Annotated in this window: 15 protein-coding genes; 11 read left to right on the top strand and 4 right to left on the bottom strand. The window is 39.3% G+C overall.

Translation table 11 applies throughout. The features are described from left to right. Positions 1-19: 19 nt before the first annotated feature. Positions 20-1,231 (top strand): acyl-CoA dehydrogenase family protein, encoded by a 1,212-nt coding sequence (locus tag ACFQZ9_RS28455; protein ID WP_498946709.1) that lies wholly within the window; start codon positions 20-22, stop codon positions 1,229-1,231. 120 nt (positions 1,232-1,351) lie between these two features. Here the strand turns inward: ACFQZ9_RS28455 and ACFQZ9_RS28450 are convergent, their stop codons facing one another. Beyond that, a complete protein-coding gene (locus ACFQZ9_RS28450) occupies positions 1,352-1,660 on the bottom strand; it encodes a DUF3870 domain-containing protein (RefSeq protein WP_198311889.1) in 309 nt (102 codons plus the stop codon). Between the two features lie 198 nt (positions 1,661-1,858). Here ACFQZ9_RS28450 and ACFQZ9_RS28445 point away from each other — a divergent pair, with 198 nt between their 5' ends. The 3 genes from ACFQZ9_RS28445 (at position 1,859) to brnQ (ending at position 4,972) form a co-directional block, all read left to right on the top strand. Next, the gene (locus ACFQZ9_RS28445) at positions 1,859-3,169 is read left to right on the top strand and encodes a sensor histidine kinase (protein ID WP_498946708.1); all 1,311 of its coding nucleotides are present in this window, start codon (positions 1,859-1,861) and stop codon (positions 3,167-3,169) included. 105 nt (positions 3,170-3,274) lie between these two features. Beyond that, complete coding sequence (locus tag ACFQZ9_RS28440) at positions 3,275-3,409, top strand: hypothetical protein (RefSeq protein ID WP_286180196.1); 135 nt, start codon at positions 3,275-3,277, stop codon at positions 3,407-3,409. Positions 3,410-3,616: 207 nt separating this feature from the next. Continuing rightward, a complete protein-coding gene (brnQ, locus tag ACFQZ9_RS28435; protein WP_498946707.1) occupies positions 3,617-4,972 on the top strand; it encodes a branched-chain amino acid transport system II carrier protein in 1,356 nt (451 codons plus the stop codon). Positions 4,973-5,002: 30 nt separating this feature from the next. Here the strand turns inward: brnQ and ACFQZ9_RS28430 are convergent, their stop codons facing one another. Both ACFQZ9_RS28430 and guaC read right to left on the bottom strand, forming a co-directional pair. Next, positions 5,003-5,716 (bottom strand): cell wall hydrolase, encoded by a 714-nt coding sequence (locus ACFQZ9_RS28430; protein WP_498946706.1) that lies wholly within the window; start codon positions 5,714-5,716, stop codon positions 5,003-5,005. Positions 5,717-5,912: 196 nt separating this feature from the next. Continuing rightward, on the bottom strand, positions 5,913-6,896 hold the full coding sequence (gene guaC, locus ACFQZ9_RS28425) for a GMP reductase (protein WP_198311885.1): 984 nt from the start codon (positions 6,894-6,896) through the stop codon (positions 5,913-5,915). A 201-nt stretch (positions 6,897-7,097) separates the two neighbouring features. Here guaC and ACFQZ9_RS28420 point away from each other — a divergent pair, with 201 nt between their 5' ends. The 5 genes from ACFQZ9_RS28420 (at position 7,098) to proC (ending at position 12,098) form a co-directional block, all read left to right on the top strand. Beyond that, positions 7,098-8,207, top strand: coding sequence for an FtsZ/tubulin family protein (locus ACFQZ9_RS28420; protein WP_498946705.1), 1,110 nt, complete (start codon positions 7,098-7,100; stop codon positions 8,205-8,207). 168 nt (positions 8,208-8,375) lie between these two features. Next, complete coding sequence (locus ACFQZ9_RS28415) at positions 8,376-9,137, top strand: SDR family NAD(P)-dependent oxidoreductase (protein WP_498946704.1); 762 nt, start codon at positions 8,376-8,378, stop codon at positions 9,135-9,137. Between the two features lie 14 nt (positions 9,138-9,151). Then, entirely contained in the window at positions 9,152-10,063 is a 912-nt protein-coding gene (locus ACFQZ9_RS28410) for a ketopantoate reductase family protein (RefSeq protein ID WP_498946703.1), read from the top strand. A 254-nt stretch (positions 10,064-10,317) separates the two neighbouring features. Then, positions 10,318-11,235: a DUF1002 domain-containing protein gene (locus ACFQZ9_RS28405; RefSeq protein ID WP_498946702.1), complete on the top strand. Its 918-nt coding sequence runs from the start codon at positions 10,318-10,320 to the stop codon at positions 11,233-11,235. A 65-nt stretch (positions 11,236-11,300) separates the two neighbouring features. Then, positions 11,301-12,098: a pyrroline-5-carboxylate reductase gene (gene proC / locus ACFQZ9_RS28400; RefSeq protein ID WP_198311880.1), complete on the top strand. Its 798-nt coding sequence runs from the start codon at positions 11,301-11,303 to the stop codon at positions 12,096-12,098. A gap of 50 nt (positions 12,099-12,148) precedes the next feature. On the opposite strand, the gene ACFQZ9_RS28395 is transcribed toward proC, so the two are convergent. Continuing rightward, complete coding sequence (locus ACFQZ9_RS28395) at positions 12,149-13,168, bottom strand: HAD family hydrolase (RefSeq protein WP_498946701.1); 1,020 nt, start codon at positions 13,166-13,168, stop codon at positions 12,149-12,151. A gap of 178 nt (positions 13,169-13,346) precedes the next feature. Here ACFQZ9_RS28395 and ACFQZ9_RS28390 point away from each other — a divergent pair, with 178 nt between their 5' ends. After that, on the top strand, positions 13,347-13,718 hold the full coding sequence (locus ACFQZ9_RS28390) for a hypothetical protein (protein WP_498946700.1): 372 nt from the start codon (positions 13,347-13,349) through the stop codon (positions 13,716-13,718). Between the two features lie 260 nt (positions 13,719-13,978). Then, positions 13,979-14,362, top strand: a complete 384-nt coding sequence (locus ACFQZ9_RS28385; RefSeq protein ID WP_498946699.1) for a hypothetical protein — start codon at positions 13,979-13,981, stop codon at positions 14,360-14,362. Positions 14,363-14,401 lie beyond the last annotated feature (39 nt).

The following is a 14,401-nucleotide window of genomic DNA, read 5'->3' as shown; positions in this document are numbered from 1 at the left end:
TAAATGGAGAGTGTTCACGATGAATTTTGATTTTTCAGAAGAGCAAGTAATGTTACGGAAGATGGTTAGAAGTTTTGTAGATAAAGAAATAAACCCATATATGCGGCAATGGGATGAACAAGGGGCATTCGATCCGAAAATTTGGAAGCGCTTAAGTGATTTAAACCTTATGGGGGTTTGTATCCCGGAAGAGTACGGTGGAAGCGGGATGGATTATAATTCACTGGCAATTGTTTGTGAAGAGCTGGAAAGAGGGGATACAGCGTTTCGTACAGCAGTTTCCGTTCATATCGGATTAAACAGTTTAACCTTATTGCAATGGGGAACAGAAGAACAAAAACAGAAATACCTTGTTCCACAAGCGAAGGGTGAAAAAATTGCTGCTTTTGGTTTAACAGAACCTGGAGCCGGTTCAGATGTTGCTTCACTGCAAACCACTGCCGTTCGGGATGGGGATGACTATATACTAAACGGTTCAAAAACATGGATTTCCTTGTGTGACGTTGCCGACCACTTCATTGTATTTGCCTATACGGATAAGGAAAAGAAACATCATGGAATCTCTGCGTTTATCGTAGAAAGAACGATGCCAGGGTTTTCATCCCGTGCCATCAAAGGGAAATTAGGAATTCGCTCTGGTAATACAGGGGAATTATTCTTTGATCAGGTAAGGGTTCCAAAAGAGAACCGATTAGGTGAAGAGGGCGAAGGCTTCAAAATTGCCATGGCTGCCCTTGATAATGGACGTTTTACGGTTGCGGCTGGTGCAGTTGGTTTAATCATGGCATCTTTGGAAGAGAGTGTGAATTATTGTCATGAACGGAAGACATTTGGGAAAGAAATTGGAAGGCACCAATTGGTTCAACAAATGATTGCAAACATGGAAGCAGGTTTACAAATGAGCCGATTATTAGTTTATCGTGTAGGGGAACTCAAAAACAAAGGTGTCCGAAATACTCGAGAAACATCGCTGGCAAAATGGCAGGCTTGTGATTTCGCGAATAAAGCCGCAGATGATGCGGTACAAATCCATGGTGCTTATGGATATTCGAGTGAATATCCGGTTGAACGATTCCTAAGAAATTCAAAAGCTCCGGTCATCTATGAAGGGACTAGAGAGATCCATACTATCATGCAAGCAGAATACGTTCTTGGGTATCGGGAGGACAAACCTTTAAATAATCCTCTGCCGGCATGGCCATTTGAAAGGGAAACAGTGAAAAAAGGTTAATTTATCTTAATAGATAAATCCCCGGAGAGTGATGAACCTCCGGGGGTATTGTATGCTATTGAATCCGCTTTCAATCTAGCGTTTTATTTTAAGAAGAAAACACTATATTAGTTAAACTGATTATTTTTTAATTGATTCAAATTGTTTGTATAAGTCTTTTAACGCTGCAATGAGAGCATTTGCTGCTTTTCCATTGTAAAATCTTTTTACATCATCGAGTGGTTTGTCAATTCCATGACGAAGACTATGGCCTTTTAAGAGTCTAGCAATATAATCCTTTCCGTGATCAGTTGCCAGGGTACAGGCAGCATCCACTATTACCCCAAAATGATTGTCTATTTCTGCTGTAATCGTTAACGTTTCAAACAAATTGCTTGCTGCCATACCTGAGGGTAATTTTGCATGTCCGGCAATAAACATCGTATTCATTTAACACACTCCTAAAAGTTTGTATTCTATATTTAGAATAATATAAAAATGGAGTTTTGGTAAGAATAAAAGAACAATAAAATATATGATTGGAAAATAATTAAGAACACCGATATAATAGAAACCTCTTCCTGCATACCCCTTCTTGATGTATAATTTACAAGACGTTCTAACCAACATAGTTAGGAGTATGCAACGATGCACTTCGTATATATCAATCATAATGTGTTAGATAACTTGTTTTATATTATTGTCAGTATTCTAATGTTTTTTGTTTTATATGATAATGTAAGCCGGCTTAAGAAATATAAGCAAATCCTGCTTACTGCCTGCATGAGTTTACCGATTATTTTATGTATGAAATTCCCAATTTATATTGATCAATACTGTGTACATGACCTGAGACAAATCCCGCTGTTTATTGGAACCCTTTATGGAGGCTGGCCTACCGGGGCTGCACTTTTGATCATTTTATTAGTCAGCCGGTTTGCGATTTATGGATTTAATTTTTTAACACTAATCGTTTATGTGGTCATCTTTATTGCTACGGCCTTTTTCTCCACAAAGTTCAATCGAGTAAATAAAAAGAAAAAGCTGTTCTTTTCAGCTGCAATCACCTTATTTTTGGAAATCATTACAACCTATATGGCCGTTGAGATGTCTGATTTCTTTAAAGTAACCGAAGCGTATATTTTCTATTTTATTATTTTACCTCCTGTGATCGTATTTTTTGCAGTCTATCTGCTAGAGATATTGATGGATACGATTCATGTTAGGTCAAATATGGTGAAATTGGAAAAAATGGAGGTAGTCAGCCAGCTGGCAGCAAGTATCTCGCATGAAGTTCGGAATCCACTGACCGTGGTAAAAGGATTTATTGAGCTGCTAAAAGATCCGAATTTATCGCAGGATAAGAAAGAGCAATATATTGAACATGTGTCGAGAGAACTCAATAATGCAGAGACAATTATTAGTGACTATTTAGCCTTTGCCAAGCCGGCAACGGAGAAAATAGAACCAATTTTCGTTGAACGTGAATTCAAAAATATTATTGAGATCTTGAAGCCTTGGGCAAATATGAATTCAGTAAAGCTTAAGGATCAGCTTGTACCCGGTTCAGTCCTCGGGAATGCGAATTATTTCCGTCAATGCTTTTTAAACATCATGAAAAACGGGGTTGAGGCCATGCCAAATGGTGGAGAGCTGGAAATTGCAACCTTTTTAAATAAAAATGATTTAACCATTAAAGTGAGTGACACGGGCGTAGGAATGACAAAGGAACAAATTAATCGTTTTGGCGAACCGTATTACAGCAGTAAGGAAAAAGGGACTGGGCTTGGGTCAATGGTCGCAGTGAAGACAATTCAAATGATGAAAGGGAAGCTGGAAATTGAGAGTGTTGCAAATGAAGGGACGACGATTACGGTGATATTTCCAATTTATTTAGCGGAGAAGGCAAAGGTAAAAGAAAATCCACTTAAATTGGAAACGGAGTTTTTACGGTCATAGGTAAAACAGCTTGGGGGAGGTTCTCCAAGCTGTTTTTATATCCGCTGTTGGAGAATGAACCTCCTAAATACGTTCATAATAAGAACGAAAAGGGGTGTTGACAGCATGGATGGAAAATATAATACGAACGATGATGCAACGGTAGAATTGAAGAAGGCGCTAAATAAAACGAAGCCACCAAAATACCCGAATATGAGCGAGGCAGAGAGGCGCTTAAAATTTCAAGGAAAAAAAGGTTGAATCAATCAGGAGGGCATGGGAAACCGTGCCCTCTTACTTATTACTTTTTTCCAAGAACGGGGGGAGACTTTTTAGAATTGTTATAATAATGTGAGTTTGTGTTGCATTTCACGGACAAGAAGAGTATTATTATTTTGCTAATATAGTAAATTCAGACGATATTCTAGAATATCAACCGTTGTAAAACTTAGGAGGAAAAGCTTTTTTATGCAAAACAAGTTACCATTTTCGAAATATTTTGTTATTGGAGTCATGCTCTTTGCCTTATTTTTTGGAGCTGGAAATTTAATTTTCCCAGCATCACTAGGGCAGAATGCAGGATCGCAAATTTGGATGGCGATCGCAGGATTTTTGATTACCGGAATTGGTTTGCCATTCCTTGGAATTTTGGCGATGGGGTTTTCAGGAAGTAAAAACCTTCAGGAGCTCTCAAGCCGGGTTCATCCAATTTATGGGGTGATATTTACCGCATTGCTTTATTTAACGATTGGGCCGTTTTTTGCTGCACCAAGAACGGGTGCTGTTGCTTACGACATTGGGATTGCACCGTTTGTTGGCAAAAGTCATGGACATATTGGACTTTTTATCTTTACTCTCATTTTTTTTGTGGTTACCCTTTGGTTTTCATTAAATCCGGCAAAGATTGTCGATAATGTTGGGAAAATTCTATCTCCTGCGATCATTATCCTGATCCTTGTCTTATTATTCATGGTGATCGTTAAACCATTAGGTCCAATCGGTGCGCCGCAGGAGACGTATTCGAGTGGAGCATTCCTAAAAGGATTTATGGAAGGATATAACACGATGGATGCACTCGCATCCCTTGTATTTGGTATTATTGTCATCAATGCGATTCGTTCGATGGGAGTTACTTCTGCACGAGGTGTCCTAATTACATCTGCAAAGTCCGGACTGGTAGCGGTTGTTTTTCTAGGAATTATATATGCCGGTGTTGCCTATTTAGGGGCTACCAGCACAGGAAGATTCGGTTTATTCGATACGGGTGGACCTGTCCTTGGAAAGGCCGCCTATTACTATTTTGGAACGTTTGGAACGGTGATGTTATCGGTTATTATCATCCTGGCCTGTCTCACGACAAGTATCGGGTTGGTCACAGCCTGTGGGGAATATTTCCATTCATTGCTTCCAAAGTTAAACTATAAGGCGTGGGTTTTTTTCTTTTCTCTAGTTTGTTTTGTCATTTCGAACTTTGGACTTTCCAATATCATTAATTTTTCCATTCCTGTTTTAATGTTTCTTTATCCATTAGCGGTGGTGCTCATGCTTCTTACTTTTACTTCAAAACTATTCAGGCATGCCCAGATGGTTTATGTAACGACGATTACTGTTACGTTGTTGATCAGTATTATTGATGGGTTTAAAACCTTGTGCCAGCTTCTGAACATTGAATATTTTAGCTGGCTTGCACCGATTATCGAATTTTATAATAGGGCTTTACCTTTTTATGAGGACGGGCTCGGATGGCTGATTCCGGTACTGATTGTGATTTTTGTAACCGGATTGCTCATCCGTATACCAAAGTTCTCTGAGGTTCGCTCATAGAACAGAAGGGATCTCCATCGTGAGATCCTTTTATTTTTTAAAAACATGACGTCCAATGACTAGTGTGGTCGGGCGGGTATCGAGCCAGCGGCTTTGCGCGATTTTTGGATTATAGAAAAATAAAGAGCTGCCGACTAACTCTCGTTTACTGCTCAACGCTTCATTCACAGCTTCCCTTGATTCCTTATCGGCCGGTTTATTGATTTGACCATTTAAAACAGGCTGAAACTGGTTTCTAGCATAAATCACAGATTTAATAGAGTTTGGAAACTTTTTACTTTCCACGCGGTTCAGAACCACACATGCCACTGCGACCTTACCGTTAAAGGGCTCATTTTGGGCCTCAGCTCTAACAAGTCTTGCTAGTAAATCCCTTTCATAAGTAGAGATTTCAATTAATTTGGGTGAGCTTTTTGTTTTTTGTTTGGATATATGAGTTGCTTGTCTAACTTTTAAGTCTGCCTTCGTTATGTATTCAGGTTCGGCTGTATTGGCACTTTTTCCTATCTGAAGGGGTTCTCCAATTTTATGGTCAGGTTTGATGGTATTGATGTATTGGCCAATGTAAATGGCGTTAATATTCTCAATTTGCGGGTTTAGCCTTGTTAATTCCTTCAAGGTTAAAAAATGGTCTTGGGCGATCGTTTCCACCGTGTCTCCATCTTTAACGGTATACGCAAACGTTGGTGTAGCAAATAAAAGTGAAACTAAAATTGTGATAGCGGTAATACATTTCTTTAACATACTTTCCCTCCTGGATCTCGTTCGTCACTTGTGAATCTCTTAGCTATTTCTATGACTATGAACTCCAGGAGTAGAATAGTATTACAGTTAGTAGAGTACTATTACAGTTTAATTACATTGAGAGGGGATTTTTTGGGAAAATAATAGTCTCTGGGTAAAAAATGAGCGGGTTCGTTATTGAACCCGCTCATTTTACTTAATAAACCTTATCGCCATTGAAAATGGAATTTTTTACGACTACATAATCAACAGTACGGATGGCATCTAGCCTGTTGCCGCCAGCGTAGGAGATAGAGGATTGAAGATCCTGCTCCATCTCGATTAATGTGTCGATTAATTTACCTTTGTGCTCCACATACATTTTTTTACCTTCGACATTTTTACGTTCACCTTTTTGGAATTCGGATGCCGAACCGAAATATTCTTTAAAGCATTTTCCGTCTTTCTCGTAGGTTTCACCTGGAGATTCTTCATGGCCGGCAAATAGGGAACCAATCATCACCATGCTTGCTCCAAATCTTACGGATTTAGCGATATCCCCATGTGTACGAATTCCGCCATCAGCGATAATCGGTTTCGTTGCAGCTTTGGCACACCAGCGCAATGCAGCTAATTGCCAGCCGCCTGTTCCGAAGCCAGTTTTAATTTTTGTGATACAAACTTTTCCAGGCCCGATCCCGACTTTTGTTGCGTCCGCACCGGCATGTTCTAATTCTCTTACTGCTTCAGGTGTACCAACGTTTCCGGCAATAACGAAACTTCCTGGAAGGAGTTTCTTAATATGTTGAATCATTTCGATCACGGCGTTGGAATGTCCGTGTGCGATATCGATTGTAATGTATTCAGGTGTTAGGTTTTCATCTGCAAGTTGTTGAATGAAATCATATTCTCCATCTTTTACGCCGACACTAATGGAGGCGATTAAACCTTGTTTTTTCATATCTTTTATAAAATCAATTCGCTTCTCTGGCTGGAAACGGTGCATGATGTAAAAGTAACCGTTTTCCGCTAGGAAAATGGCAATCTTTTCGTCAATGATGGTTTGCATATTGGCTGGTACAACTGGAAGCTTAAATTTGTGGCCACCAAAGGTTACTGTTGTATCACATTCTGAACGGCTTTTCACTATAGATTTTGCAGGAATCAATTGTATATCTTCGTAATCAAAAACATTTTCCATGAGTTACACTCCCAAACACGAATATTAATGTTAGTTATTTAAAAATCGTTCGTACATTTAGTAATTTACATTATTTTTATCAGTATGTCAAAATATTTTAATATTTATGTGGAAAATATTTCGGGGATTGAGCTTTTTTCAATGAACAAGTCTAATTTCATAAAAAGTGAGTATTATCTTAGTAGATAAGGAGGCGATCTGGTGAAATCAATCGGAATTTTGGGTGTAGGTCAAGCCGGTGGAAATATTGCTGAGATAGCATCGACGTTGGGCTTTCAAACCGCCCTTATCAATACAAATCAACGCGATGGGGTAGTCAACACGAAGGTAGAGAAAAAGTATTTTGTCCCTGGATATAATGGCGCCGGACAGGATCGTTCAGTCGGTTTGCGTGCCGTTCATGAGCATTACCGCGAAATGATTGACTTTGTGAAAAAATCCTTCAAAAACATTAAATTATTATTGGTTGCATTCTCAACAGATGGCGGATCGGGTTCGGGGATGAGCCCACTGTTAATTGATATTTTATTAGACCAGCTGCAAGGCGTTAACATAGGGGCAATTGCAATTGTTCCTGAACGCAATGTGTTGGCAGGCAACCGCATTAACGCAGCAGAATGCATTGAACAAATCTCAAAAATTGAGGGAATCTCTTCGGTGTTCCTAGTCGATAATGATCAAATGCGCAAGGCGAACCCGCAATCCAGTAAACAACAAATTTATCTCTCTTCGAATCGTCAGGTCATGGAAGCAATCAGCTATGTGTTGCAAGTGACGCAGAAGAGCTCGCTTTTTGGGAATTTTGATGAGACAGATCTCATGAATATTCTAAATACAAGAGGGGTAACGCTTATTTCTTCGGCGACGGTAACGGATGCAAGGACATCAGCTGACGTTTCCAGCAAAATTCAACGGTCATGGGCGCACTCGATTTTCTGTCCTGTTGATACGGTTGGTGTAATCCGAGCCGGCCTAATTTATGAGGGTCCAGAAACGGTATCCAAACTCATTAATTTGCCGCAGATTTTTGAAAAAATTGGCGAGCCTTTGGAATTATTTGAAGGTACCTATATTTCGGAATGTGATCCAACGGTTACGACCATTTTAGCTGGGCTTTCTTTCCCGCCAAGCCGACTGAAGACGCTTGAGGAATCGCTCGAAAAAAACAAAGAGCGGCTGCAATTCCTGGTTAATAAGGAGCAAACAGAAAAATATGAATCACAGGTATCCTGGGCTTCCGGACTGAAAGCTAAAGCACCGGAAAGAAAACCTGGGTCGGTGACATCGAAGTTGTCTAAGTATCAGAAATAGGTATTCATTCGGCATCTCCTGAAAATGGGGGTGTCACTTTTTTTGGAGGGATGAAGTGAAAAAGAGCTTTCCAGTAAAAGCTTGAGTAGCTTTTTTAAAATCTACTCAATAAAACGTTATAATATAAATAGTTCAATATTTTCGCAATTTTAAAAAGGAGCTTTTACAATGGATTTAAAATTACAAAACAAAAACATCCTAATTACCGGTGGATCCAAAGGAATCGGGAAAGCCATTGCCAAGACCTTCGTGTCAGAAGGAGCAAACGTGGCCATCACTGCCCGTGGATTGGATGCATTAGAAAAAACAAAAGAAGAACTCGGCGGCAACGTTACGATTTTCCAAGCGGACCTAACAAGCGCAGATGAACGTATCAAGCTCATACACGATTTCGTTGAACAATTCGGAACCATCGACGTCCTTATCAATAATGCCGGTGGAAGCAATGGCGGTAAAGCGGCTGAAACGGAGATGGATCTCTTTTACAAGGCGATGGAGCTGAATTATTTTTCTGCGATTCACTTAAGTAAATTAGCTGTCGAACAAATGAAACAACAGCATTCAGGTTCGATTATTAATATCACATCCATTTATGGAAGAGAAAGCGGTGGAAAAGTTACCTATAATAATGCAAAGTCTGCTCTCATCAGCTTCACAAAGTCATTGGCAGACGAAGTGATTACATACGGTATCCGGGTCAACAGTATTGCTCCGGGAAGTATCTTGCATGAAACCGCCAATTGGCAAAGACGGCTTGAGGAGAATCCGGAGAGCATTAAAGAATTTGTGAAAAAAGAAATTCCCGCCGGGCGTTTTGGAACACCAGATGAAATCGCAAATGTTGCAGCATTTCTTGCATCTGAGAAAGCCTCATGGATTGTCGGCGCCAGCATCAATGTCGATGGCGGCCAGTCGAAAATGAATTTTTAAAGAGGAGAGAGATTATGAAAGTATCTATTATTGGGTTGGGCGCATTAGGGATATTATTTGGACACCATTTATCGAAAAAAATGCCAAAAGAGGATTTGCGAATTATTGCAGATAAGGACCGAATTAAACGGTACGAGGAAGAATGGGTTTTTTGTAACGGCGAACGCTGTGAATTTCAATATGTTTCACCTGAAGAACGCTGTGAACCTGCTGATTTAATTCTGTTTGCGGTAAAATTTAATGGATTACAGGATGCAATCCAAGCTGTTAAACATCATGTTGGAGAAAATACCGTTATTTTATCAGCCTTAAACGGAATTTCGAGTGAAGCGATTATCGGCGAAGCGTTTGGGATGGACAAGGTTTTATACTGTGTGGCGCAGGGAATGGATGCCGTTAAGGTCGGGAATCAACTTACCTTTGATCATATGGGTATGCTCTGTTTTGGAGATCGGGAGCCAGGGGTGATTTCAGACAAAACAAAGCGAGTAGCCGAATTTTTTGAAAAAATAGAGTTGCCTTATGAGATTGATACCAACATGCAAAGACGGCAATGGGGGAAATTCATGCTGAATGTCGGGGTCAATCAAACGGTTGCTGTTTATCAAGGTAATTATGGTGAAATTCAAAAAGAAGGGCAAGCAAGAGACACCATGATTGCCGCGATGAGAGAGGTTATCAAACTATCTGAAAAAGAAGGAATCCACTTAACAGAAGAGGATTTGAATTATTGGTTAGGCGTGCTTTCGACATTAGGTCCAACTGGAAAACCTTCGATGGCGCAGGATATGGAAGCGAGACGCCTGAGTGAAGTGGATTTATTTTCTGGTGCCGTTTTGAAACTGGGTCAAAAACACGGTGTATCCACTCCGGTTAACAAAGACCTCTATGAAAAAATAAAAAAGATGGAAAGCCAGTTTAGTTGATTTTAATTTATATAAATGGTGGGCTCGCCAATCGGCGAGCTTTCTTTTTTGAATACAAATGAGTAGCTATCAGCGGTAAAAGGCATCCAATCAGCGAAACGCTACCTCTAATTGGCGAAAAGTCCCTTTCAATCAGCGAAACTAAAAATTTATACGGCTTAAAACCTATTCACATGAAAATCTTGGCGTGATAGAGTAAAATAGGTTTCTGAAACAAACCAAGGTTATTTTATGTGAAAAGGAGAGACTTAAAAATGAAATGGAATCGCTTTTTAAAAGGGGCGGCAATCGCCAGTGTTCTGATAACGACATTATTTATAAGAAATTCTGGCATTGCTCTTGCCTCAAGTGGTGATAATGACAGCATTAATGAAAAGTATGGACCCCCAGTAGTCGTGTACGGGGCACAATTATCCGCTGCCCAAAAAGACGAAGTCAAAAAACTTTTAGATGTGACCGATCCAAGCCAAGTAAGAGAAATTACGGCAACTGGACAAGACCTCGTGAACTATATCAAAGGGGATGCCCATGCCAATATGTATTCCTCTGCAAAAATTACCAGAGACGACACAGGTGAGGGAATTGTCGTCAACATCGTAACACCTGAAAATATTACTGAGGTCACAAAGGAAATGTATGCAAATGCCTTGTTAACGGCTGGGGTAAAGGATGCCGAAGTGGATGTTGCATCCCCAATAAAAGTCAGCGGACATTCCGCCCTTGTTGGGATCTATAAGGCATATGATACCGGAAAAGGTACTAACCTAAATAAGGACCGGACGGAAGTTGCTAGTGAGGAATTAAGCTTAGCAACTAATTTAGCCAAAAAAGAAGGCATGGATTCCGATAAAGTCAGCCAGCTGTTAACAGAAATTAAACAAGAAATTGCTGCTCAGCATCCGGCAACAAAAGAGGACATTGCCAACATCGTGGATGAAAAATTAAAAACGTTGAACATCAGCCTGAGTGAGAAAGATCGTCAGCTGTTAATTGACCTATTCGATAAAATGCGTCATCTGAACATCAATTTTGATAACGTCCAATCTCAACTCGATAATCTTGCACAGGACGTTAAACAGAAGGTCGAGAACGCGGTGGACCAAGGATTTTTTCAAAAAGTCGCAGATTTCTTTCAAAAATTAATTGATGCGATCAAGAGTATTTTTTCATAAGATTTATCGACCAAATTGGGTAAGCTAAGCAACATATTCAACTTAGAAAATCAAGGTGAGCAGCAATGAGTAACAGTAAAAAAAATGTTTTGTTTATTGGGGCAGGGCGCATGGCCCAAGCTCTTATTGAAGGACTAAACAAGAATAAATTTGCCATACTTGTCGGCAATAATGGAAACGAAGAGCGATTACATGACGTAAGAGAAATATATGACGTGGAAACGACCGATTACTGGCAGCAAGAGGTCAGCATGATGGATATCATTATACTCGCTATGCCGCCAGAATCTCATGATTCGATTCTTGCAGATTTAGTAGACCTAGTTCATGGACAACTGATCATCACGGTAGCAGCTGGAATCGGTCCAACCTACCTGGAGTCTAAGCTTCCTAAAGGAACAGCTGTAGCATGGGTAATGCCCAATACAGCCGCAAAATTAGGAAAGTCGATGACCTTGTATGCACTTGGCCAAAATGTAAAACAAGTACAGCAAGATTGGATTGAAGCATTGATTTACGGCATTGGTGAATTTGAAAAAGTAACGGAGCAGCAAATTCATGAACTGACAGCTGTCACCGGAAGTGCCCCGGCCTTTATCTACCGAGTAGCGGAAGCACTTGAAAAAATCACAATGGAGTCCGGTGTCAGTCAAGAACAAGCAAGGAAGCTAGTGGCAAACATGATTGCCGGCTCTGCAGAAATGCTGAAAACCAATGCGGATCCTGCGGAACTAGCAGATGAGGTGGCCACCCCGGGCGGTTCAACGGCTGCTGGTTTAGAGGTTTTGGACACCAACCATTTAGATCATCTAATGATCGATGCGATTGAAGCATGCCGCCAAAAAGCAATGGTTCAAGATTAACCGAATCCAAAAAAGCCTTCCATTCTGTTGAATGTGAAGGCTTTTTTGGATTAATGCTGCCCAACTGGGGTGTTAGTTAATTTTAATAGATGACGGACCGCATAAGCAAAACCATCTTCATCATTTGTTTTTGTGACTAGATCTGCTTTTTCTTGCACATAAAGGGGGGCATTACCCATTGCAACCGAAATATTAGCTACTTCAAACTGGCCGAGGTCATTCCCGCCATCACCAAAGGCAATAATCTCATCAAAAGACAGCCCCATCATTTTTTTGTACTTCAATAGGGCCTTTCCTTTGTGAGCATCGCCTGACGTAATTTCAACATTATTTGGAAAGGAAGAAGCCATCGTAATCGGGAATTTTCCCGCTAACGCCGCTTTTATTTCATCAACCTTTTCAAGTTGGTCATTGTGCACCAAAGCAATTAATTTATAGATTTTAAGATTTTCCTGCTCGAAAATTTTATCGTAATTGTATTCATGAAAAAACGTGTCGAGTTCTTCTTTACTCTTATCTTTTAATGGAGGCAGGGTGGAAGGAAAACCGCCATGATTCGTGTAGACAAGAATACCTGCGCCTAAATTTTTCAAAATTGGAAGAAGTTCTTTAAAGGTAGAAATCGGCAAAGTCGCCTCATACAGCATTTCTTTTGTACGTGAATACAAAACAGAACCATTTATACAAAAAATAGGAATCTCTAAATTTTGCACGGCTTTTAATTGAATGACATCTGCCAATGCTCTTCCTGTATTCAAAATAAGCTCATGACCTTGTGCTTTTAATTCGTTTAAAACTTTTTCGCTTTCTTCTGAAATTTCATGCTCAGAGTTCAATAGTGTCCCATCTAAATCAATTGAAATACATTTCATTTTAAAAAAGTTCCTTTCTATCCTCATTAAGACTACTATATCAGATTTTCCTGCAAAAAAGTTTAGTAAAGCATTGGATGATGCAGGCATAAGAAATAAAAATTTATCAATACTAAAATGGAAAAAATAATAAATAAAGGAGTAAACATCCATCAAAAAAGCTTTTATTTCTTTTATTTTCGTTTTACTGTTTTCCATGGTAAACACCGCTTCATTTGCCGGTGCGGAAGCGGGGAATAAAGCTGACTGCTCTCTTGAAAGAGCATATTTTAATTGCAGGCAAGGGTTAGGTGCTGAAATTCTACACTTTTCATGATAATAGTAGTACCATATATTTATAATTGCTATTTTTGAAAAATCCCAAGGAGAGTAAAAAATGAGTTTTAAAAAGGAAGAACTACTTAGTTTAAGGGTAAAGGATCATGACCTTTATGAAAAAAAGGTTCAGACATCGTTGATAGAAAAAAGACAGGAATTTCTTGATGTGTTTGAAGATTATTTTCGAGAAAGAGGATTTGTCATTCGAAAAAGGAATGATTCAGTCAGGGCCTCTTTTGATATCCTTCATTTTAAGGCTTTTTCAGACGAAACTGGAAAACTAATGATTATGAAAGGAAAGGAAGAAATCGCAAACATCTACATTCATTTTGATGGAGACGCCGATCCAGATTTTTATTACACAGGAAGCAATTTTGAGATAAAGTTTGACAGCCCATTGGCTATACTTGAAAGTATTTTTCAGATATAGCTGATTCTACTTTAAGACACCACCAAATATTGGGTGAAGGGCACTGATAATCTATGATTATCAGTGTTTTTTCTTTGAAAAGAACTCGTAGCTATTCTTTTTAAAAATTTATTTTCCACTTTCGCTATTTTATTTTCCACTTCCTAAATAGATAATAAGATTCAATATTTTGTCAATTTTCGTCCCAAAAATAGATCCAAAAAATGATAGGATGATTGTGGTTAGCAATAACCAAAAAATTTTGAATAGGAGAATGTGTTATGGGTCTAGATATGTATCTATTGAGTGCCCCTAAGATTGACGGAATGAACCTTGAACAAGTCCTTCTCGCAAACAGGCGTTTTCATCAACTAGAAGAAGGGGATGAGCGCTATAAACTAGTGAAACCTTACATTAAGCACTTTGAAGAATTTGGTCACAAATGGTCCAGTATGTTAGAGGAAGTTGCCTACTGGCGAAAGGCAAATCAGATTCACAATTGGTTTGTAGAAAATCTTAATGATGGAACAGATGAACCTGTTTTTACGGTGGAAGTCACGAAAGACCAATTGAAGGAACTTTATAAATTATGCATAGAAACTCTTACGAAACAGACCCATCCACATGACAAGGCCAGGTTGTTTTTTCGGCAGCATTGCCTATGATGACTACTATTACAAAGAACTTGACCGAACGAAATCGAT

It is taken from the genome of Neobacillus sp. GCM10027624 (genome assembly GCF_042675345.1).
GTDB classification, from domain to species: Bacteria; Bacillota; Bacilli; order Bacillales; family Cytobacillaceae; genus Neobacillus; species Neobacillus cucumis_D.
Note: the sequence above shows the minus strand (reverse complement) of the source record. Positions and strands in the feature narration are given on the sequence as shown.